The 21,704-nt window shown below is 71.2% G+C and carries 19 protein-coding genes; 9 read left to right on the top strand and 10 right to left on the bottom strand.

Annotation, left to right across the window (positions count from 1 at the left end; translation table 11 throughout):
• Position 1: 1 nt before the first annotated feature.
• The 4 genes from ACJJVL_RS06400 to ACJJVL_RS06385 are packed head-to-tail and all read left to right on the top strand — an operon-like array spanning position 2 to position 4,045.
• Positions 2-1,612, top strand: a complete 1,611-nt coding sequence (locus tag ACJJVL_RS06400; protein WP_405217564.1) for an acyl-CoA carboxylase subunit beta — start codon at positions 2-4, stop codon at positions 1,610-1,612.
• An 11-nt stretch (positions 1,613-1,623) separates the two neighbouring features.
• Positions 1,624-1,869 (top strand): acyl-CoA carboxylase epsilon subunit, encoded by a 246-nt coding sequence (locus ACJJVL_RS06395; RefSeq protein ID WP_405217563.1) that lies wholly within the window; start codon positions 1,624-1,626, stop codon positions 1,867-1,869.
• A gap of 34 nt (positions 1,870-1,903) precedes the next feature.
• Complete coding sequence (locus tag ACJJVL_RS06390) at positions 1,904-2,866, top strand: DNA topoisomerase IB (RefSeq protein ID WP_405217561.1); 963 nt, start codon at positions 1,904-1,906, stop codon at positions 2,864-2,866.
• A gap of 39 nt (positions 2,867-2,905) precedes the next feature.
• Complete coding sequence (locus ACJJVL_RS06385; RefSeq protein WP_405217559.1) at positions 2,906-4,045, top strand: FAD-dependent monooxygenase; 1,140 nt, start codon at positions 2,906-2,908, stop codon at positions 4,043-4,045.
• 177 nt (positions 4,046-4,222) lie between these two features.
• On the opposite strand, the gene ACJJVL_RS06380 is transcribed toward ACJJVL_RS06385, so the two are convergent.
• Together ACJJVL_RS06380 and ACJJVL_RS06375 are read right to left on the bottom strand one after the other, a co-directional pair.
• Positions 4,223-5,206: an NAD(P)-dependent alcohol dehydrogenase gene (locus ACJJVL_RS06380; protein ID WP_405217557.1), complete on the bottom strand. Its 984-nt coding sequence runs from the start codon at positions 5,204-5,206 to the stop codon at positions 4,223-4,225.
• 27 nt (positions 5,207-5,233) lie between these two features.
• Positions 5,234-6,505: a class I SAM-dependent RNA methyltransferase gene (locus tag ACJJVL_RS06375; protein WP_405217555.1), complete on the bottom strand. Its 1,272-nt coding sequence runs from the start codon at positions 6,503-6,505 to the stop codon at positions 5,234-5,236.
• A 65-nt stretch (positions 6,506-6,570) separates the two neighbouring features.
• On the opposite strand from ACJJVL_RS06375, the gene ACJJVL_RS06370 reads away from it, so the two are divergent.
• Positions 6,571-7,203 (top strand): Maf family protein, encoded by a 633-nt coding sequence (locus ACJJVL_RS06370; protein WP_405217554.1) that lies wholly within the window; start codon positions 6,571-6,573, stop codon positions 7,201-7,203.
• Positions 7,182-7,964: a hypothetical protein gene (locus tag ACJJVL_RS06365; RefSeq protein WP_405217553.1), complete on the top strand. Its 783-nt coding sequence runs from the start codon at positions 7,182-7,184 to the stop codon at positions 7,962-7,964. The genes ACJJVL_RS06370 and ACJJVL_RS06365 overlap by 22 nt, the downstream gene beginning before the upstream one ends.
• Positions 7,965-8,003: 39 nt before the next feature.
• Here ACJJVL_RS06365 and ACJJVL_RS06360 read toward each other — a convergent pair whose 3' ends face one another.
• The 3 genes from ACJJVL_RS06360 to ACJJVL_RS06350 are packed head-to-tail and all read right to left on the bottom strand — an operon-like array spanning position 8,004 to position 12,452.
• A complete protein-coding gene (locus tag ACJJVL_RS06360) occupies positions 8,004-10,091 on the bottom strand; it encodes an ABC transporter ATP-binding protein (protein WP_405217552.1) in 2,088 nt (695 codons plus the stop codon).
• Position 10,092: 1 nt separating this feature from the next.
• Positions 10,093-11,817 carry an ABC transporter ATP-binding protein gene (locus tag ACJJVL_RS06355; RefSeq protein ID WP_405217551.1) on the bottom strand — a complete coding sequence of 575 codons (1,725 nt, stop codon included), beginning with the start codon at positions 11,815-11,817 and terminating at the stop codon, positions 10,093-10,095.
• A 2-nt stretch (positions 11,818-11,819) separates the two neighbouring features.
• On the bottom strand, positions 11,820-12,452 hold the full coding sequence (locus tag ACJJVL_RS06350; protein ID WP_405217550.1) for a TetR/AcrR family transcriptional regulator: 633 nt from the start codon (positions 12,450-12,452) through the stop codon (positions 11,820-11,822).
• Between the two features lie 149 nt (positions 12,453-12,601).
• On the opposite strand from ACJJVL_RS06350, the gene ACJJVL_RS06345 reads away from it, so the two are divergent.
• Complete coding sequence (locus ACJJVL_RS06345; protein WP_405217549.1) at positions 12,602-14,368, top strand: acetyl/propionyl/methylcrotonyl-CoA carboxylase subunit alpha; 1,767 nt, start codon at positions 12,602-12,604, stop codon at positions 14,366-14,368.
• An 82-nt stretch (positions 14,369-14,450) separates the two neighbouring features.
• On the opposite strand, the gene ACJJVL_RS06340 is transcribed toward ACJJVL_RS06345, so the two are convergent.
• Both ACJJVL_RS06340 and ACJJVL_RS06335 read right to left on the bottom strand, forming a co-directional pair.
• Positions 14,451-15,890: an NAD(P)H-quinone dehydrogenase gene (locus tag ACJJVL_RS06340; RefSeq protein WP_405217923.1), complete on the bottom strand. Its 1,440-nt coding sequence runs from the start codon at positions 15,888-15,890 to the stop codon at positions 14,451-14,453.
• A 648-nt stretch (positions 15,891-16,538) separates the two neighbouring features.
• Positions 16,539-17,078, bottom strand: coding sequence for a YaeQ family protein (locus ACJJVL_RS06335; RefSeq protein WP_405217548.1), 540 nt, complete (start codon positions 17,076-17,078; stop codon positions 16,539-16,541).
• Positions 17,079-17,180: 102 nt separating this feature from the next.
• Here ACJJVL_RS06335 and ACJJVL_RS06330 point away from each other — a divergent pair, with 102 nt between their 5' ends.
• Positions 17,181-18,011: a purine-nucleoside phosphorylase gene (locus ACJJVL_RS06330; protein ID WP_405217547.1), complete on the top strand. Its 831-nt coding sequence runs from the start codon at positions 17,181-17,183 to the stop codon at positions 18,009-18,011.
• Entirely contained in the window at positions 18,008-19,675 is a 1,668-nt protein-coding gene (locus ACJJVL_RS06325) for a phospho-sugar mutase (RefSeq protein ID WP_405217545.1), read from the top strand. The genes ACJJVL_RS06330 and ACJJVL_RS06325 overlap by 4 nt, the downstream gene beginning before the upstream one ends.
• A gap of 54 nt (positions 19,676-19,729) precedes the next feature.
• On the opposite strand, the gene ACJJVL_RS06320 is transcribed toward ACJJVL_RS06325, so the two are convergent.
• From ACJJVL_RS06320 to ACJJVL_RS06310, 3 genes are all read right to left on the bottom strand, one after another.
• Entirely contained in the window at positions 19,730-20,167 is a 438-nt protein-coding gene (locus tag ACJJVL_RS06320; RefSeq protein ID WP_405217543.1) for a PTS sugar transporter subunit IIA, read from the bottom strand.
• The gene (locus ACJJVL_RS06315; protein ID WP_405217541.1) at positions 20,164-21,270 is read right to left on the bottom strand and encodes an adenosine deaminase; all 1,107 of its coding nucleotides are present in this window, start codon (positions 21,268-21,270) and stop codon (positions 20,164-20,166) included. The genes ACJJVL_RS06320 and ACJJVL_RS06315 overlap by 4 nt, the downstream gene beginning before the upstream one ends.
• A gap of 73 nt (positions 21,271-21,343) precedes the next feature.
• The gene (locus tag ACJJVL_RS06310; protein WP_405217540.1) at positions 21,344-21,670 is read right to left on the bottom strand and encodes a DUF4190 domain-containing protein; all 327 of its coding nucleotides are present in this window, start codon (positions 21,668-21,670) and stop codon (positions 21,344-21,346) included.
• Between the last annotated feature and the right edge of the window lie 34 nt (positions 21,671-21,704).

Below are 21,704 nucleotides of genomic sequence, written 5' to 3'. Positions count from 1 at the left end.
AGTGGCATCCGTGACCGACGACACCGAGGCCGCAGTTCCCCTCTCCAGCACCGCAGACCGCATCGCGGATCTGCGCGAGCGCCACCGCGAGGCGGTGACCGACAAGGAGACACGCGCGAAGGAGCGTCAGGGCGCGAAGGGCAAGAAGACCGCTCGCGAGCGCATCGAGCAGTTCGTCGACCAGGGCTCGTTCGTCGAGTTCGACGCCTACGTGCGACACCGCACGACCGCGTTCGGCATGGAGGGCAACCGGCCCTACGGCGACTCGGTCGTCACCGGCATCGGCACGGTGCACGGGCGGCGAGTCGCGGTCTACTCGCAGGACTTCACGACCTTCGGCGGCTCGCTCGGCGAGGTCGCGGGCGAGAAGATCACGAAGATTCAGGAGTACGCGATGAAGGTGGGCGTGCCCATCGTCGGCATGCTCGACTCCGGCGGCGCGCGCATCCAGGAGGGCGTCGTCGCGCTCGGCAAGTACGGCGAGATCTTCCGCAACAACACCGCCGCATCCGGCGTGATCCCGCAGATCTCGATCATCATGGGCCCGGCTGCCGGCGGTGCGGTCTACTCCCCCGCGCTGACCGACTTCGTGATCATGGTCGACAAGTCGAGCCACATGTTCGTCACCGGCCCCGACGTCATCAAGACGGTCACCGGCGAGGAGGTCGGCTTCGAGGAGCTCGGCGGCGGCCGCGCGCACAACACCGTCTCCGGCGTCAGCCACTACCTGGCCGCCGACGAGGATGACGCGCTCGACTACGTGCGGGCGCTGCTGGCCTACCTGCCGGACAACAACCAGTCGGAGGTGCCGGCCTACGACCACACCGCCGAGCGCGTCGTGAACGACGCCGATCGACGGCTGAACACCATCATCCCCGATTCGCCCAATCAGCCCTACGACGTGCTCGCGATCATCGAGACGCTCATGGACGATCGCGAGTTCCTCGAGGTGCAGCCGCTCTACGCGCCCAACATCGTGATCGGCTTCGGCCGGCTCGAGGGCCGCACGGTGGGCGTCATCGCCAATCAGCCGAACGCGATGGCCGGCACGCTCAACATCGAGGCCGGCGAGAAGGCCGCTCGCTTCGTGCGATTCTGCGACGCGTTCTCGATCCCCATCCTCACGGTCGTCGACGTGCCCGGCTACCTCCCGGGCACCGATCAGGAGTGGTCGGGCGTCATCCGCCGAGGCGCGAAGCTGCTCTACGCGTACGCGGAGGCGACGGTGCCGATGGTGACGGTGATCACGCGCAAGGCCTACGGCGGCGCCTACATCGTCATGGGGTCGAAGCAGCTGGGCGCCGACATCAACGTGGCGTGGCCCTCTGCCGAGATCGCGGTGATGGGTGGTCAGGGCGCCGTCAACATCCTCTACCGCAACGAGATCAAGCGGGCGGAGGCCGACGGGGAGGATGTCGCCGCCGTGCGCCAGCGACTCGCGAGCGAGTACACCTACAACGTCGCCTCGCCGTTCCTGGCCGCAGAGCGCGGCGAGCTCGACGGCATCATCGAGCCGGCGCAGACGCGCGTCATGATCACGCGGGCGTTCCGGTCACTGCGCACGAAGCGCGTGCAGCGGCCGGAGCGCAAGCACGGCAACATCCCGATGTGACGGATCCGACGATGACAACGACCGACCCGCAGGCACACGACGGCACGGATGCGGGCGAGGGTGCGAACTCCGACGCCGCGATCATGCGGGTCGTGTCGGGCGCCCCGACCGCGGAGGAGCAGGCGGCGGTGCAGGCCGCCCTGCTCGGCCTCGCCGAGGAGTGGGCCGAGACCAAGCATCGCCGGGTGCTCGACAGCGAGAGCGAGTGGCAGGCGAAGTCGCGCACCGCGTCGGGCTTCCGCTGGAAGCGCGACTGACCGCCTGCCAGCGTGCCGCCGCTAGCATCACCGCATGGCGAGACTGCGCAGGGCGCAACCATCGAAGGACGCGGGCATCCACCGCCGCCGAGCCGGCAGCGGCTGGTCGTACCGGCACGACACCGGGCGTGCGGTTGCGGCCGCAGACCGAGAGCGCGCCAGGTCGCTCGCGGTGCCGCCGGCCTGGACGGACGTGTGGATCGCGGCCGATCCGCTCGCGCACATCCAGGCGATCGGAACCGACGGCGCCGGGCGTACGCAGTACATCTATCACCCGCAGTGGCGCGAGCGCCGCGACCGCGTGAAGCATGAGCGCGCGCTCGACCTGGCAGAGGCGCTGCCTGCGATGCGCCGCCGCGTCACACGCGACCTGGCGCTCGACGGCCTCGGGCGCGAACGGGTGCTCGCCGCCGCGCTGCGCGTGCTCGACGCGGTGGCGATCCGCGCAGGAGGCGACGCGTATGCGGAGGAGCACGGCTCGCACGGGCTCATGACGCTGCTCGTGCGGCACGCGCGCGTCGAGGACGACACGGTGCGCCTGCGCTTCCCCGCCAAGTCCGGCCAGCGCTTCGACATCACGATCGACGACGCCGATCTTGCCGCGTGCGTCGCGGAGCTGCGCGCGGGTCGCTCGCCGCGCTCGCGACTGCTGGCCTGGCGCGACGGCCAGGGAACCCACTCGCTGCGCGACGCCGACCTGAACCGCGCGGTGCGCGGCGCGACCGGCGGCGAGTTCACGGCGAAGGACTTCCGCACGCTGCACGGCACGATCGTTGCGGCCGACTCCCTCGCACGGGCGCGCGATGTCGCGACCGCGACCGAGCGCAAGCGCGCGATCCGGAGTGCGATCATCGAGGTCTCTGAGGCGCTCGGCAACACCCCGACGGTCGCGAAGGCGAGCTACATCGACCCGGAGGTCTTCGAGCGCTTCGAGGCGGGTGCGACGATCGGCACACGCGGCTCGCGCGAGCGCGCGCTGCTGGCGCTGCTGCGATGACCTCGCGGCCCCCGCGCCAGCAGCGGTAGCGTCGCATTCATGCATGCGATCATCTCCGGGGCCGGTGTCGCAGGCCTGGCGCTGGCCGGCCGCCTCGCGCTCGACGGCTGGAGCGTCGAGATCATTGAGCGCGCACCCGCGCCACGCGCATCCGGGTACCTGATCGATTTCTTCGGGCCCGGCTTCGACGCCGCCGAGCGGCTAGGGCTGCTGCCGGCGCTCCGCGCCCGCGCCGAGTCCTTCGACGAGCTGCGCAGCGTCGACGCCGCAGGCCGCGTGCGCGCGAAGCTGCCGATCTCGCTCGTCGCGGAGGCGATGGCGGGTCGGTACCTCACGATCATGCGGCCGGGGATCATCGAGGCGCTGATGGACGCGCTGCCGGAGAGCGTGCGGATCCGCTGGGGCACGCAGCTCGAGACCGTGCACGACGACGGCACGTCGGTGCACATGCTGCTCTCGGACGGCGATCGGGTGCGCGCAGACCTGCTGATCGGCGCCGACGGCGTCGGCTCCCGCGTGCGGCAGCTCGTCTGGGGCCCGCACGGCGGGTTCGTGCGGCCGGTCGGCGGCCTGCTGGCCCTCGCCTGGATCGGCGATGATGCAGCGCTGCACGCCGACCTCGACGGCAGGGTCGCCATGCAGCTCGAGCAGGACCGCCAGCTGGTGGTCGCGCCGCTCGGCGAGACGGGCGTGACCGGCTTCGCCGTGCTGCGCGGCATCGCGCCAGAGGGGGCGCGGGAGGCGATCGGCGAGCTGGGCGTGCTGGGCCGACGGGCGCTGCGAGGCATCCGCGATCCCTACATCGACGACGTCGCCCAGACGGTGGTCGATCCGTGGGTGCGCGGTCGCGTGGCGCTGCTCGGCGACGCGTGCGCGGCCGTCTCGCTGCTTGCCGGGCAGGGCGCATCGCTCGCGATCGCGGGCGCCGAGCGGCTGGCCGAGGAGCTCGCGTTCGCGAAGCACGCCAGCGAGCTGCGCGCAGGCCTCGCCGCCTACGAGCGCGAATGGCGACCGATCATCGAGCGCGAGCAGGCGCGCGGACGACGTGCCCAGGCCACCTTCGCCCCGCACACGCGGCTCGAGCTCGAGTCGCAGCGCGCCATGTGGAGGGCGGCGACGCTGCCGGGCGTCGCGCGGCTGGTCGCCAAGGCGGCTGGCGGCGTCTCGAAGGCGCACTGACGCGGCCGCCCCGTGGCGCGGGACAGCTCGACGCGTCCGAGATCGAGCTCGACGCGTCCCAGATCGAGGAGGTTTCGCGAGACGAGGACGATTGCTCCTCGTTCCGCGCCCATCTGCCAGTCCGTCCTCATCCTGAGACGCGGCGCCACGGAGGGCGTGCGTCGCCGGGTCGCGGGCTCAGCCGGGTCGCGGGTCGCTGCGCACCGTGACGACCACGTTCCCGACCTTCTGGCCCGCCTCGACGTAGTGATACGCGTCGACGATGTCCTCGAGCGCGTACGTGCGATCGATGACGGGTCGGAACGTGCCCGCCGCAAGGTGCTCGCGGATGTGCTCGAGCACCGGCGGCCCCTCGTCCGGCAATGGGAAGACCACGCGGCGGCCTCGCCGGAGCACCAGTCCGACGAGCGAGAGCGGAATGTTCTGCCAGCCTGGCCCGAGCTCCGAGGAGACGTAGATACCGCCGGGCTCGAGGAGCCGTCGGCAGCGGCCGAAGGTGCTCTTGCCGACCGTGTCGAGCACGACGGCGTACCGGCCGGAACCTCGTGTGAAGTCGCGCTCCTCCAAGGCGATCACGTCGTGTGCGCCGAGCCCGCGCACCAGTTCCGCGTGTTCGGCGTGGCACACCGCGGTGACGCGAGCGTCCATGGCAACGAGCAGCTGCACCGCGGCCGAGCCGATGCCGCCGGTCGCGCCATGCACCAGCACCCGGTCGCCGGTGCGCACGCCCGCGCGGCGGATCATGGATGCTGCGTAGTGACTGCCCTCCGTCGCGGCAGCGGCGGTGACCTGATCGACCCCGTCGGGCACGGTGGCGACCAATGAGTCCTGCCGCACCGCGAGCAGTTCCGCGTGCGCTCCGAAGCGACCCTCGCAGTAGCCGAAGACGCGATCGCCCACCGAGAATCGGTCGACAGCCGCCCCGACCCGCGCAACCTCACCGGCGAACTCGGTGCCGAGCACCGCTCGGCGCGGGCGACGCAGCCCGGTGAAGGCGCGCATGAAGAACGGTCTCGCAGCTCGATACGCGCAGTCCGTGCGGTTGACGCTGGTCGCGTCGACTCGGATGAGGATCTCTCCGTCTGCGGGCACGGGCGCCGGGACGTCCCGCACGACCACCACCTCTGGTGCCCCGTACCGCTCGCTCACCGCCGCCCGCACGGCAACCGCCTCCCGCGACCTCCCGCCTCAGCGACGGAAGGCCGCCACCGCCTCGATGTGGTGGGTGTGCGGGAACAGGTCGAACGCCTCGAGCGAGCCGATGCTCCAGCCGCGCTCCCCCAGCAGCTTCGCGTCACGCGCGAGCGCGACCGGGTCGCACGCGACGTAGACGATCTGCGCGGGCTCCAGCTCGACGATCTGCTCGATCACGTCGCGACCGGCGCCCGCGCGCGGCGGGTCGAGCACGACGAGGCCGTTCGAGAGCCGCTCCCGGTCCTGCCTGCTCGCGCGCTTGCCCAGGTCGCGCAGCCAGCGATCAACCCGGCCGGTCTCGGCGTTCGCGCCCAGCCACTCGGCGAGGTTCTCGCTCGCGTGGTCGGTCGCGACCTCGTCGGCCTCCACGCTCGTCACCCGGGTGCGCTCCCCCAGCTGCTCGGCGATCGTGGCCGCGAAGAGCCCGACGCCGCCATAGAGGTCGAGCGACCAGCCCGCAGGATCGACGCGGTCGACGTCGATGATGCGACGGAGCGCATCCGTCAGCACCCCCGCGGCTTCTCGGTGCACCTGCCAGAACCCAGAGCGGTCGAGCTGGAACTCGCGCTCGCCGACCTTCTCGACGATCGTGTCGGTGCGACCTCGCTCGGGCGCGCCCTCCATCGCGATCACGTCGACCTCACCGTCGACGCCCCACTCGACGTAGTCGACCGCGGTGACGCCGCCGAGGCGCTGATCGAGCTGCGCGGAGAGCTGGATGCCCTTGGTCGCCAGCGGCAGGCTCGTGACCGGCACGACGTCGTGGCTGCGCGGCGCGAACGGCCCCTGGCGGCCCCGGTCGTCGACGTGCAGGCGCACGCGCGTGCGCCAGCCGAGCCCGCCGCGCGCGTCGTCGCCGGGCGCAGCCTGCACGGGCACCTCGCGCGTGATGCCGCCGGTGCGCTCAAGCGCATCCTCGATCACGCGCTGCTTCAGCTCGCGCTGGCGCGGCAGCGCGATGTGGCCGAACTCGGCGCCGCCGGCGCGCTCCGCCGGGGAGCGGTCGATCGAGGCCTCCGACCAGATGTGCGGGACGCGGTCGGGCGACGCCGTCACCACCTCGAGCGCCACGGCGACGGCGAACGACTTCTTGACCTCCACGATCTGCGCCTTGACGGTCTCGCCGGGCATGGTGTCGGGCACGAACACGACCCGGCCGCGCTCGCCCTCGGAGGCGCCGTACCGACCGACGAAGCGGCCGCCGTGAGCGACGTTGTCGATGGTGAGCTCGACGATCTGACCGGGGCGGATCTCTGCTTGAGGCATGGCTCCATCCTCCCGCACCGTCGCCACTCGGCGCTCCACCGGGACGTCGGTGCGAGGATCGTCGCGTGCAGCTCATCATCGCCTCCGCATCGCCCGCCCGACTCGCCCTGCTCAGGCAGGCGGGCATCGAGCCGATCGTCACCCCGACCGACCTCGATGAGGAGTTCCTGATCGTCTCGCACGAGGCGCAGCACGGCCCGCTCACGCCGCCCGACTACGTACAGCTGCTCGCCCGGGCAAAAGCTGAGGCGCTGCTCGATCAGGATCCGCTCACGGGCTTCGACGGGCTCGTGCTGGGGGGCGACTCGTCGCTCGAGCTCGACGGTGAGATGCTCGGCAAGCCGCACACGCCCGAGCGCGCGCGCGAGCGCTGGCTCGCACAGCGCGGCAGGTCGGCGACGCTGCACTCGGGGCACTGGATGCTGCGGGTGCGCGACGGGCGGATCCAGGACTCGGCGGGCGCGACCACTGCGACGCATCTCGACTTCTCCCCCGACATCGACGATGACGAGATCGACGCGTACGTCGCCACCGGTGAGCCGCTGGAGGTGGCCGGCGCCTTCACGATCGACGGCCGCGGCGCCGCCTTCATCGACCGCATCGACGGCGACCCATCGACGGTCGTGGGCATGAGCATCCCCGCCGTGCGCAGACTCGCCCGCGAGCTGGGCGTCGCGTGGCCGTCGCTCACGCGCTGATGTCGCCAGAGGCCAAGCCTGCGGTCGCTCGCGCGGCCTGGCTCTGGGTGCACGAGGCAGCACCGCCCGACGCCGTGGCCGTGGCCGCCTTCCTCTCCGAGGAACGGGTGTACGAGGCGTTCGTGAGTGTGCCCGGCCCCGGCCCGAGCAAAGACACCCGATCATGCGTGGCCGCGCTGCGCGATCGCGGCATTCGCGTGAGTGCGCTCGGCGGCGACCCGTCGTGGGTCGATGGGCAGGGCGCGCTGCGGTGGATGGAGCGCGCTGTCGGCGGCCTCGCCTTCGACGCCGTGCACCTCGACATCGAGCCGTGGGGCACGGCGGACTGGGCGGGGAACGACGCCCGGATGCTCGCGGGCCTCGAGCGCGCCGTGCGCGAGGTCGCCGCGCACACCGAGCTGCCGGTCGAGGTCGACCTCGTGCCATGGCTTGCCGAGACCCATCCGAGCGCGTTCTTGCGCATCGCGAGCGCCGCGGACGCCGTGACGCTCATGGCCTACCGCGACCGAGCCGACGACATCTTCGCGGTCAGCAGCGCTGCGCGTGCGCTGCTGCGTCGCGCGGGCAGGCCCTATCGGATCGGGGTCGAGACGGGCCCCGTGCGGCACCCCGCACCCTCGGCGCGCGAGACGTTCGCCGACGACGGGCGGGCGGCGATGGATGCGGCACTCGCCGACGTCGCGGCAGGCATCGACCCGCGGGACCGCTTCGACGGTTTCGCGGTCCACGACGCCGAGGGATGGGCGGCGCTGCAGGCCTGACGCGTCCGACTCAACCGCGGCGGAAGATGCCGGGTGCAGCTACGTGGTCTGCTGCGGAGCCCCTGCTCCCGGCTGCGCCAGCTCGTCCTCGAGGTCGAGATCCGTCGCCGCCTCCTGGAACTGCGCGTTGAGCAGTCGCCAGTAGGCGCCGCGCTGCGCGACCAGTTGCTCGTGCGAGCCCTGCTCGACGATGCGCCCGGCCTCCATCACCAGGATGAGGTCGGCATCGCGGATGGTGGAGAGCCGATGCGCGATCACGAACGAGGTGCGGTCCGTGCGCAGCGCCGCCATCGCGTGCTGCAGCAGCAGCTCGGTGCGGGTGTCGACCGACGAGGTCGCCTCGTCGAGGATCAGCACGCTCGGCTGCGCCAGGAAGGCGCGCGCGATCGTCACCAGCTGCTTCTCGCCTGCCGAGAGGTTGGATGCTTCTTCGTCGATGACGGTGTCGTAGCCATCCGGCAGCGCGTGCACGAAGCGATCGACGTAGGTCGCCTCCGCAGCCTCCCGGATCTGCTCCTCGGTGGCCTCGGGCCTGCCGTAGGCGATGTTGTCGCGGATCGAGCCGCCGAACAGCCACGTGTCCTGCAGCACCATGCCGGTCTGCGCGCGCAGCGCATCCCTCGTCATCGTGGCCGTGTCGACGCCATCGAGCGTGATGCGGCCGCCGTCGAGCTCGTAGAAGCGCATGAGCAGGTTCACGAGGGTCGTCTTGCCGGCGCCGGTCGGTCCCACGATCGCGACCGTCTGTCCGGGCTCGACGTCGAGCGAGAGATCCTCGATGAGCGGCCTGTCCGGCGAGTACGAGAAGCGCACGTGCTCGAAGGTGACCCGACCGGAGCCCCCGCTCGCCGCCACGCCGCCCTCGTCCGACGCCTCGTCCTCGGCGTCGAGCAGCTCGAAGACGCGCTCGGCGCTCGCGACGCCCGACTGCACCATCGTGATGGTCTGGCCGATCTGCCCGAGGTTCTGCGAGAACTGCTGCGAGTACTGGATGAACGCCTGCACATCGCCCACCAGGATCTGGCCCGCCGCCACGAACAGCCCACCGGCGACCGCGACGAGCACGTAGCCGATGTTGCCGACGAAGGTCATCAGCGGGAACACCAGGCCGGAGAGGAACTGCGCCTTGAACGACGCGTCGAACACGGCGTCGTTCTGCTCGGCGAAGCGGGCACGCACCGCCTCCTCGCGGCCGAAGACCTTGACGAGCGCGTGGCCCGTGAAGGCCTCCTCGACGATCGCATTCAGCGTGCCGGTGCGCTTCCACTGCTCCTTGAAGCGCCCCTGCGCCGGGCCCATCACGGCGCCCAGGATGATGCCCGTGAGCGGCACGGCGATGAGCGCGATGAGTGCGAGCCAGCCGTTGATCGAGAGCATCATGACGAGCACGCCGACGACCGTGAGGAGCCCCGTCAGGATCTGCGACATGGACTGCGACATCGACTGCGAGACGTTGTCGAGGTCGTTCGTCACGCGCGAGAGCAGCTCGCCGCGCTGCGTGCGGTCGTAGTACGACAGCGGCAGCCGGTGGATCTTGCGCTCCACATCCGTTCGCAGACCCTGCACCGTGCGCTGCACGATGCCGTTCACGACGTATCCCTGCAGCCACTGGAAGAAGGCGCCGACGAGGTAGATGCCGAGCACGAGCAGCAGGATCCCCCCGAGCGCGTCGAAGTCGATGCCCTGTCCCGGCTGCAGGTCCGGCATCCGCTCGACCAGGTTGGCGAACTCATCCTGCCCGGCGGCCCGCAGCCCCTCGACGACCTGCGCCTGCGTGGTGCCCGCCGGCAGCTGCTGCTGGACGAAGCCCTGCACGATGACGTTCGTCGCCTCGCCGAGGATCTTCGGCCCGAGCACGACCAGCACCACGCCGATGGTGCCGACCAGCACCACGAGCGCCAGCCACCAGCGGTACGGGTGCAGCAGCGACAGCAGCCGCCTGCCGGATGACCAGAACGACTTCGCCTTGCCGGGCGGCGGTCCCCAGTCGCCCGCGCCCTGACGGGCGGCCTCGGCGAGCTCCTCCTGGAGGCGCTCCTCCTCGGTCATCTCGGGCTCGGCCTTCGCGAAGCGCGCCCTGCGCGCCGCGATCCGCTCCTGACGGGTCGGCTCCTGCTGCTCTGACATCTCAGGCCTCCACAGCCAGCTGCGAATCGACGATCTCGCGGTAGGTCTCGCTGCGCTCGAGCAGCTCGGTGTGCGTGCCGGTGCCGACCACCCTCCCGGCCTCGAGCACGACGATGCGGTCGGCGTCGACGATGGTCGAGACGCGCTGTGCGACCACGATCTGGGTGATGTGCCCGACCGCCTCGGCCAGCGCTGCCCGCAGGCGCGCATCCGTCGTCAGGTCGAGCGCCGAGAACGAATCGTCGAAGACCAGCACGTCGGGTTCGGCCACGAGCGCTCTCGCGATCGACAGCCGCTGACGCTGGCCGCCGGAGACGTTCGTGCCGCCCTGGGCTATGCGCGCATCGAGCTGGCCGTCGAGCTGCTGCACGAAGCCGGCCGCCTGCGCGATCTCGAGGGCTCGCCAGAGCTGCTCGTCGGTCGCCTGCTCGTTGCCGTAGCGCAGGTTGGACGCCACCGTGCCGCCGAAGAGGTAGGGCCGCTGCGGCACGATCGCGATGCCGCGCCAGAGGGTCTCGGCGTCGAGCTCGGTGACGTCGGCCCCGCCGACCAGCACGTGGCCGCCGGTGGCGTCGAACAGGCGCGGGATGAGGTTGACGAGGGTCGTCTTCCCGGCACCGGTCGACCCGATGATCGCCACGGTCTCGCCCGCGGATGCGCGCAGCGAGACCCCGTCGAGCACCGGGATGTCGGCGCCCGGGTAGCGGAAGACGACGTCCCGCAGCTCGACGGTGCCCGGCGTCGACATGGGCACGCCGCTCGCCACCCGCTCGATGGAGGGCTCGGTCTCGAGCACATCGCCGATGCGCTTCGCGGACACCGCTGCTCTCGGGATCATGATCGTCATGAAGGTCGCCATCATGACCCCCATCAGGATCTGCATGAGGTACTGCAGGAACGCCATCATGGTGCCGATCTCCAGCTCCCCCGTGTTGACGAGGCCGGCCCCGAACCACAGCACCGAGATCGACGAGAGCTCGACGATCAGCATGATGATCGGGAAGATCAGCACGAAGATGTTGCCGGTGCGCAGCATCGCATCGGTGACGAGGTCGTTCGCGACCGCGAAGCGCTGCTTCTCCTGTCGCTCCTGCACGAAGGCACGGATGACTCGGATGCCCGTCAGCTGCTCGCGCAGCACCTTGTTGATGCCGTCGATGCGCTCCTGCAGCTGACGGAAGATCGGCACCAGGCGGGTGACGAGGAACACCAGCACGATGAGCATCAGCGGCACCGCGACAGCAATGAGCCAGGCGAGCGTCGCATCCGCCCGGATGGCCATGATCACGCCACCGATCGCGAGCATCGGCGCCGACAGCAGCATCGTGCAGCTCATCAGGATCAGCATCTGCACCTGCTGCACGTCGTTCGTGTTCCTGGTGATGAGGCTCGCGGGGCCGAAGCGCTGCACGTCCTGCTCGCTGTAGTCGCCCACGGTGCGGAAGATGTCGGCCCGTAGGTCGCGCCCGGCGCGCATCGCGAGGCGAGCGCCGAACAGGATCGCCAGGATGTTGGCGGTCACCTGCCCGAGGCTCAGTCCGAGCATCAGGAAGCCGAGGCGCCAGATGAGGTCGGTGTCGCCCTTGAGGACGCCGTCATTGATGATCTCTGCATTGATGGTCGGCAGCATCAGCGACAGCACCGATTGCGTGAACTGGAACGCGACGACGAGCACGAGCGGGAGCCAGGAGGGCTTGACGTAGCGGACGATGAGCTTCCAGAGCATGATCAGCCCTTCTGTGTGTCGGTGGCGAGTGCCGAGACGACGGCACCGTGCGTGCCACCGCGCGTGCTCGAGACGGCGGGGTCATGCACGATGCCGTGCAGCAGCACCTCGAGGATCTCGTCGACCGACGACACGGCGCCGTGCTCGCCCCAGCTGGAGGCAGCTGCCCACGCGAGCGTGCGCACCACATCGGCGGCGACCACGGGCGACACCCGCAGCTCATCGCGGAACGGCTCGAAGCGACCGGCGAGTCGATGCTTCGACGCCTCGAAGTCGGCGCGCGCTGACGCGGCCGCGCGCTGACCGATGGGGCCGAGCGCCATCACCAACCGGAACACGAAGCGGGTGCGCTCGACCAGCTCGCGGAGCGTCCAGCTCACGACCTCCTCGAGCGTGTCGAGCGGCATCGCAGCGGTCTCGCCGGCGTGCTCCATCGTGAGGTGGTACTCCGCGAGCGCCAGCAGCAGCGACTCCTTGTCGCCGAAGGCCTTGAAGAGCGTGCCCTCCGAGACGCCCGCAGCCTCAGCCAGCTGCCGGGTCGTGACGGCGATGCCGTGCGTCAGCACCGCGGGCGTCACCGCCTCGATGATCTGGGCGCGGCGGTCGTCCGCGCTCAGGCGAGGGATGGGAGTCACGGAGCGATCTTAGGTGAGTGAGCACTCACTCACCAAGTCCGCGTTCGCGGGCGCACTGCGCGGCACTGTGGGAATCGGCAACGACAACCCGTGCTTCTGTGTGCGGAGTGCACGCATCCGTCATGCGTCGACGCCTAGGCTGGGGAACCATGCCCCGCATCACGAAGGTCCTGATCGCCAACCGCGGCGAGATCGCTGTCCGCATCATTCGCGCGGCGCGCGACGCGGGGATCGCTTCGGTCGCGGTCTACGCCGAGCCCGACCGCGATGCGCAGCACGCGCAGCTGGCCGACGAGGCCTACTCGCTGCACGGCTCCACGAGCGCCGACTCCTACCTCGTGATCGACAAGATCCTCTCGGTCGCGCGCCGCTCCGGTGCGGATGCCGTGCACCCGGGCTACGGCTTCCTGGCCGAGAACGCCGACTTCGCGCGCGCCGTCATCGACGCCGGCATCACCTGGATCGGCCCGAGCCCCGACGCCATCGAGCAGCTGGGCGACAAGGTCTCCGCCCGGCACATCGCCGAGTCGGTCGGCGCCCCGCTCGCACCAGGCACGATCGAGCCGGTCGCCGGCGCGGCGGAAGTGCTGGCGTTCGTCGACGAGTTCGGCCTCCCCGTGGCCATCAAGGCGGCGTTCGGCGGCGGCGGCCGCGGCCTGAAGGTCGCCTTCACGCGGGAGGAGGTCGCGCAGCAGTTCGACTCCGCCACCCGTGAGGCAGTGGCTGCGTTCGGCCGCGGTGAGTGCTTCGTGGAGAAGTACCTCGACAAGCCCAGGCACGTGGAGACGCAGTGCCTTGCCGACGCGCACGGGAACGTCGTCGTCGTCTCCACCCGCGACTGCTCGCTGCAGCGCCGGCATCAGAAGCTGGTGGAGGAGGCACCCGCCCCCTTCATCACCGCGGAGCAGGACGCCGAGTTGCGTCGCGCATCGAAGGAGATCCTCCGCGCTGCGAAGTACGTGGGTGCCGGCACGTGCGAGTTCCTCATCGGTGCGGACGGGACCATCTCGTTCCTCGAGGTGAACACCCGGCTGCAGGTGGAGCATCCGGTCTCCGAGGAGGTGACGGGCATCGACCTGGTGCGCGAGCAGTTCCGCATCGCGGAGGGCGAGGCGCTCGGCTACGACGACCCGGAGGTGCGCGGCCACTCGATCGAGTTCCGGATCAACGGCGAGGATGCCGGCCGTGGATTCATGCCGCAGCCCGGACCCGTGCGCAGCTACCGCACGCCCTCGGGCCCCGGGGTGCGCATCGACTCCGGCGTGGTCGCCGGCGACGTCATCGGCGGCAACTTCGACTCGATGCTCGCCAAGCTCATCGTCACGGGCCGCGATCGCGCCGAGGCGCTGGAGCGCTCGCGCCGGGCGCTCGCGGAGTTCGAGGTCGATGGCCTGCCGACCGTGCTGGCCTTCCACCGGCGGGTCGTCGACGACCCGGCCTTCGCCCCGGAGGGCGATGCCCCGTTCAGCATCTACACCTCGTGGATCGAGACCGAGTTCGAGAACGACATCCCCGCCTGGGATGGCGAGCCCGGCGAGCTCGGCGGTCCGGAGGCGCGGCGCACGGTCGTCGTGGAGAGTGACGGCAAGCGCATCTCCGTGTCGATGCCGCAGCGGCTCTTCTCCGACACCAAGGATGCGAAGGGTCCGGCGCCCCGCCGCACGCGCCGCGCGCTCGAGGGCGGCGCCGGCTCCGGCTCGATCGTCTCGCCCATGCAGGCGACCGTCGTGAAGGCTGCGGTGCAGGTGGGAGATCGCGTCGTCGCGGGCGACCTGCTGGTCGTGCTCGAGGCGATGAAGATGGAGCAGCCGCTCTCGGCGCCCATCGACGGCACCATCGCCGCGATCGACGCGCCGGTCGGCAAGACCGTGCCCTCTGGGCACCAGCTCGTCACGATCGCGCCCGACGCGGACTGACGCCGACCGCTCACACGAGGCGAGACCTGCGGCAGGCTCCCGCGCAGCCGTCTGGCGCGCGGCCGCCCGGCGCTGTCGCGCGTCAGTCCTCGAAGCGGTGCATCGCCCGAGCGGCGTCGGAGATCGAGCCGGTCAGCGATGGGAACACCGGGAACACGCGCGCGATCTGGTCGACCGTCAGCCGGTGCTCCATCGCCATCGTGACCGGGAAGATGAGCTCAGAGGCCTTCGGCGCGACGATCACGCCGCCGATGACCGTGCCGGAGCCGGTGCGGGCGAAGAGCTTCACGAAGCCGTCCTCGACGCCCATCATCTTCGCGCGCGCATTGGTCGAGAGGTCGATCCGGTAGACCTCGCCCTGCGCGACGCCCTCCTCGATCTGCTTCTGCGACCAGCCGACGGTGGCGATCTCCGGCTGCGTGAAGATGTTCGACGCGACGGTGCGCATCGAGATGGGGTGCACGGCATCCCCGAGCGCGTGGAACATGGCGGTGCGGCCCTGCATCGATGCGACGGACGCGAGCGGCAGCGCATCGGCGCAGTCGCCAACGGCGTAGACGTTGGGCAGGTTCGTGCGTGCGACGCGGTTCACGAGGATGTGGCCCGACTCGGCCAGCTCGATCTCCGACTCCTCGAGCCCGATGCCCGAGGTGTTGGGCACCGACCCGACCGCCATCAGGCAGTGCGAACCCTCGACCGTGCGGCCGTCGGTCAGCGTCACGACCACGCCGGAATCGGTGCGCTCGACCTTCTCGGCGCGCGACTTCGACAGCACCTGCATGCCTTGGCGGCGGAAGACATCCTCGATCACCGCGGCTGCGTCGGCGTCTTCGCCCGGCAGCACCTGCTCGCGGCTGGAGACGAGCGTGACCTTGGCCCCGACGTGGCTGTAGGCGCTCGCGAACTCGGCTCCCGTGACGCCCGAGCCGACCACGATCAGGTGCTCCGGCACCTCGTCGAGCGAGTACAGCTGCGTCCACTCCAGGATGCGCTCTCCGTCCGGCATCGCCGAGGGCAGCTGCCTGGGCGTGGCCCCGACGGAGACCACGATCGTGTCGGCCTCGAACTCGTCGAAGTCGGCGCCCTGCTTCCCGGTCGAGACGACGACGCGACCCGGACCGTCGAGCCGGCCCTCGCCCTGCACGATCGTGACGCCCACCCTCTCGAGGTCGGCCTTCATGTCGAGCGACTGCTTCGCTGCCAGTGAGAGCAGGCGGCGGTTGACGGCGCGCAGGTTGACCGCCACCTCCGGCTTCTGGGCCCGACCGGACTCGCCGCGCACCGAGAACTGCACGCCCAGCTGGTTGGCATCGCGGATCGCCGCGGCCGACTCGGCGGTGGCGATGAGGGACTTCGAGGGCACGACGTCTGTCAGGATCGCGCTGCCCCCGACGCCCGTGCGCTCGATGAGCGTGACATCCGCCCCGAGCTGCGCCCCGGACAGGGCGGCCTCATAGCCGCCGGGCCCGCCACCGATGATCACCACGCGCTGCTTGCGTTCGAATGCACTCACGCGCTCCATCATCCCGCATCCCGCGCCCCACCCCGCCCGCGACGCACAACGCAAGCCCCGCATCCCCGAACAGCGGCCTGCGGGGCGACCGCCCTGCCCGCGCCCGCCACTTCGCAGCCGGAGCTTGCGTTGTGCGGGGCGGGCGGTCGCGAGCCGGGGCACGACGGCCGGACCGGGCCGCAACGGCAGCCGGCCGCTAGCCCCACCCGCGACGCACAGCCGGCTGCGAGCTCCACCCGCGACGCACAGCCGGCTGCGAGCTCCACCCGCGACGCACAGCCGGCTGCGAGCTCCACCCGCGACGCACAGCGCAAGCCCCGTATCCCCAACCAGCGGCCGGTGGGGCGACCGCTCCGTCGCCGCCAGCGACTTCGCTGGCGCAGCTTGCGTTGTGCAGGGGCGGGCGGTCGCGCGCCGGGGCACGACGGCCGGACCGGGCCGCAGCGACAGCCGGCTGCGAGCCCCACCCGCGACGCACAACGCAAGCCCCGCATCCCCGAACAGCGGCCCGTGGGGCGACCGCTCCGTCGCCGCCAGCGACTTCGCTGGCGCAGCTTGCGTTGTGCAGGGGCGGGCAGACGATCGCCGGGCACGGCAGCTCGCCGGGCACGGCGGCCGGGCGGGGCACGGCGGCCGGACACGGCGGAGCGCCGCGCGTCAGCCCGCGCGGCGCTCGTGGATGGTCGAAGTGAGGTTCGTGCCGTTGACCTCGACGTAGAGCACGGCCTCAGTGACCGAGACGGCCATGGTGGTGCGGCGCGTGACGGCATCGGCGACAGCGTCGATGAAGCCATCGTCGAACCACACCAGGCGCACGTCCTCCGGCCGGTGGATGCGCTTGCCCGCCCATCGCGTCGCGACCCGCTCCGCGTCCTTGTGCGTGTAGACGGCGGTGCGGTCAGCGGCCATGCTGCCGCGATGCACGCGCTCGGCGTCCGGCGCCCCGACCTCGATCCACGCCACGAGCGCCCCCGTCATGTCGCGCACGAGCACGGCCGGCTCGTCGCCGCCGGAGATGCCATCGCCGAACACGATGCCCTCCTCGTGCTCGAGGCACAGCGCGAGCACCCGCGTCGCCATGAACTGCTGCGTCTCCGAGGGATGCTGCGCCACGCGCAGCGACAGCGTCTCGTAGACGCCTCGATCGACATCCGAGAGCTGGATGTCGAACGTGTGCATGGTCGCGCCGATAGCCATGGTGGCCAAGCCTAGGCGCGCGGGAGCCGAGCCGCGCCATCCGGCAGCGACGGTCGCGCGCCATCCAGAGCCGCGAGCGCCGCCACCCCTAGAGTGGGCGCCATGACGCACCCGCTCGACCCACCCGCAGACCCTCTCGCCGTCGCCCAGCAGGCCGCCGACGACATCCGCCGCATCACCGGCGTCGATCGGCACGACGTCGCCCTGACGCTCGGCTCCGGATGGGCGAAGGCCGCGGATCTGCTCGGCCAGACCACGCACACGATCGCGGCGACCGATGTCACCGGATTCTCGAAGCCCGCGCTCGAGGGCCACGTCGGCACCATCCGGTCGGTGCTCACCGACGACGGCCGGCGCGCGCTGGTCATCGGCGCTCGCACCCACTACTACGAGGGTCACGGCGTGCGGCGGGTGGTGCACTCGGTGCGCACTGCGGCCGCGGCCGGCGCCTCCGTCATGGTGCTCACCAACGGCGCCGGCGGCATCAAGCCGCAGTGGACGCCCGGGCAGCCCGTGCTCATCAGCGACCACCTCAACCTCACGGCCGATTCACCGCTCGAGGGCGCGACGTTCGTCGACCTGACAGACCTCTACTCGCCGCGGCTGCGAGACGTCGCCCGCACCGTCGACGGCAGCCTCGACGAGGGCGTCTACGTGCAGTTCCGCGGTCCGCACTACGAGACGCCCGCAGAGGTGCAGATGGCGAAGACGATGGGCGGGCACATCTGCGGCATGTCGACCGCGCTCGAGGCCATTGCCGCGCGCGAGGCCGGCATGGAGGTGCTGGGCCTCAGCCTCATCACCAACCTCGCCGCCGGCATCCAGACCACGCCGCTGTCGCACCAGGAGGTCATCGAGGCGGGCCGCGAGGCGGAGGGCCGCCTCGGCCGCCTCCTGGCCGACGTGGTCGCGGCGATCGGCAACGAGGCATGAGCGTCGAGACGCTCGCGGCAGCGCGCGCCTGGGCCGCCGCCGACCCCGACCTCGAGACCCGCGCCGAGCTCGAGTCGTCGATCACCGCCGCCGAGGCGGGCGATCAGGCCGCGCTGGCCGAGGTGACGGATGCCTTCACCGGTCGGCTGCAATTCGGCACAGCCGGGCTGCGCGGCCGCATCGCTCCGGGCCCGAACCGCATGAACAGCGTCGTCGTGCAGCAGGCCTCTGCGGGCCTCGCCGACTTCCTGGTGGCACGCGAGCCGCATCCATCGGTCGTCATCGGCTGGGATGGCCGGCGCGGGTCCGAGCGCTTCGCCCGAGATGCCGCCGAGGTCTTCGCAGGTCGAGGGGTGCGCGCGATCCTGCTGCCGCGGCTGCTGCCGACGCCGGTCACGGCGTTCGCGGTGCGGCACCTCGGTGTGAGCGCGGGCGTGATGGTGACGGCAAGCCACAACCCGCCCGCCGACAACGGCTACAAGGTCTACCTGGGGGGCGCCGACGAGGGCAGCCAGATCGTGCCGCCCGTCGACGCCGAGATCGCCGCGCGCATCGAGGAGGCTGCCTCGATCCCCGTCGCCGACTACCCGCGCGGCGAGGTGGAGGTCGCGGGCGAGGGCGTCTGGCGCGCGTACGTCGAGGCCACCGCAGCGATCGGCCAGCCCGACCAGGGCATGCCCGGCGCGACCGGCCCGAAGGTCGTCTACACACCGCTGCACGGCGTGGGCCTCGAGACGGTGGAGGCGGTGCTCGCGCAGGCGGGCTTCCCGGCCGTCATCACGGTGCCGGAGCAGGCGCAGCCCGACGGCACGTTCCCCACCGTGGACTTCCCGAACCCCGAGGAGCCCGGCGCCCTCGACCTCGCCATGGCGCTCGCGACGACCGAGGGCGCGGAGCTCATCGTCGCCAACGACCCGGATGCCGACCGGCTGGCCGTCGCCGTGCCGGACGACGGCGAGACCGGCTGGCGCATGCTCACGGGCAACGAGGTCGGTCTGCTCCTCGGCTGGGACGCAGCCCGGTCGGCTCGCGGGCACGGCGTGCTCGCCGCCTCGATCGTCTCCTCCCCCGGCCTCGGTGTCATCGCTGAAGCGCACGGGCTCGAGTTCGTGCAGACGCTCACGGGCTTCAAGTGGGTCTCGCGCGTGCCCGGCATCACCTATGGCTACGAGGAGGCCCTCGGCTACCTCGTGAACCCCGGCACGGTGCGCGACAAGGACGGCATCTCTGCGCTCGTGCGGCTGCTGACGATCGCGAGCGAGCTGCACGAGCGCGGCTCGTCGCTCTCGGAGGAGCTGCTGGCGATGGCCGGCGAATTCGGCGCGTTCGAGTCCGGCCAGGTGAGCGTGCGCGTCACCGACCTCACGCGCATCCCCGCGATCATGGCGGCGCTGCGCGCCCACCCGCCGATCGCCCTGGCAGGTTCGACCGTGCTCGCCGCCGACGACCTCGCGCTGCCGGAGCACGGCTCGATCGGCGACATCCTGCGCTTCACGCTCGACGACGGCTCGCGCGTGATGGTGCGCCCGAGCGGCACCGAGCCGAAGGTGAAGGTCTACCTCGACGCGACGTCGACCGACGGCCCGCCTGCGCAGCGCATCCGTGCCGCCCGTGAGCGCGTCGACGCGATCGCCGAGGCGGTCGCGCCGCTGCTGGAGGCGTGAGCGGGCAGCATGGTGCGCCGCCCGCTGCCTCGGTCCGGCGCGCGATAGCCCGGATCAGCTGCGCAGCGCCGCGATCGCCTCATCGCGCGTGTCGGCCGACGTGAGCGCATCGGTGACGCCCGGGGCGTCGAGGGCGTTGGCGAGCTCGGCCAGCATGAGCAGGTGGCGCTTGGCGCTGGTGGCGGCAAGCCCGATGACCACCCGGACCGGGTCGTGGTGCGGATGCCCGAAGGCGACCGGCTCATCGAGGATGACGATCGAGAGCGCATCGCGGCGAACCACGGCGCTTGCCTTCGCGTGCGGGACGGCGACACCCGGGGCGACGACGCAGTAGGGGCCGGCCTGCTCGATCTGCTGCACGAGCTCGTCGACGTACGCTCGCCCCACCGCGCCAGCGGTCACGAGATCGACGCCTGCGGCGCGCACGGCGGCACGCCAGTCGGCGGCGTGGACTCCCGGGGCGAAGGTCGCCCGATCAAGCGGCAGCGTCATCGCAGATCGTCGAACCCGTCGGCGATCTCGTCGGCGAGCTCTTCGCGCTCCTCGAAGCTGCAGAAGGCGCTGGCCGCCGCGTTCTGCGTGACCTGCTCGAGGTCGTCGAGATCCCAGAGGAAGTTCTCGACCAGCAGGCCGAGCTCGCGCGTGAGCGTCGTGCCCGACTGCAGGCGGTTGTCGGGGTTCACGGTGACGCAGAATTGCAGCTGATGCAGCAGATCGATCGGGTGGGAGGAGAGTGCGTCGCCCCACTGCGCGATGGTGCCGGTCTGCAGGTTCGACGAGGGGCTGACCTCGAGGGCGATCTGTCGATCCTTCACCCACTGGGCGATCTCGCCCAGCCGCACGACGATCGCGTCATCGGTCTCCTCCTCGACCACGATGTCCTCGGCGATGCGGGTGCCGTGTCCGAGCCGCAGCGCACGGCCGGCGAAGAGTGCGTCGGCGATGGAGTCGATGCCTGCACCCTCACCGGCGTGCACGGTGGCGGGGAAGTGCGCGTGCGCGAGCGTGTCGAACGCGGACTGCAGGCGCGAGGCGGGGAAGCCGTCCTCGGGGCCCGCGATGTCGAAGCCGACGGCGCCCGCGTCGCGGTGACGCAGCGCCAGCTGGGCGATCTCATCGGCGCGGTCGAGATGGCGCATGGCGCTCACGAGCTGTCCGACGCGGATGCGACCACCGTGGGTGGCGACGAGGCCGATCGCCTCTTCGATGCCTGCCTGCACGGCTTCGACCGCCTGGTCGAGCGAGAGGCCGCGCTGCAGGTGCTGCTCGGGCGCCCAGCGGATCTCGCCGTAGATCACGCCGTCCTCCGCGAGATCCAGCACGAACTCCTTCGCGACGCGATGCAGGCCGTGCTCCGTCTGCATGACGGCGGTGGTGATGTCGAAGGTCGTCAGGTACTCGGGCAGCGATCCGGAGTTCGACTGCGCCGCGAACCAGTCGCCGAGCGCTGCGGCATCGGACGCGGGCAGCGCGACGCCGATCTCGTCGGCGAGCTCGATGATCGTCTGCGGACGCAGGCCGCCGTCGAGGTGGTCGTGGAGGCTGACCTTCGGCAAGGTCTGGATGTCGACGCCGTCGACCTCGTACCGGCTCATCGTGCCTCCGTCATCGGGTGCCTGCAGTCTCGATCGTATCCGTCCCGGCGCGTCGTCCACCACCGGACGCGGGTCAGGCTCCCGCGGTCGCGGCCAGTCCGAAGGTCGCGAGGATGATGCCGCCGACCGTGACCCACAGCAGGATGCCGAGCACGAGCATCGCGATCGAGAGCCAGATGCCCCAGAGCGCCATCGTGCGACCCTCCGGTTCACGCTTGCGCGCCATGACGCCGGTGACGATGCCCGCGATGGGTACGAGGAAGGTGAGGCCGAGGAACACCGAGGCGATCCCGAGGACGAGGCTCGCGATGCTCAGCATGCGCGGGGCGGGCTCGCCGTACGATCCCGCGCCCGCGGCGTAGGGCTGCGGCGTCGATGCCGGGTTGGGGCTGTTGGTCACGGTGCGCTCCTCAGGCTGCTGGACAGTGGCCCTA

The sequence above is a fragment of the Agrococcus sp. Ld7 genome (assembly GCF_045064095.1).
Lineage (GTDB): Bacteria > Actinomycetota > Actinomycetes > Actinomycetales > Microbacteriaceae > Agrococcus.
Note: the sequence above shows the minus strand (reverse complement) of the source record. Positions and strands in the feature narration are given on the sequence as shown.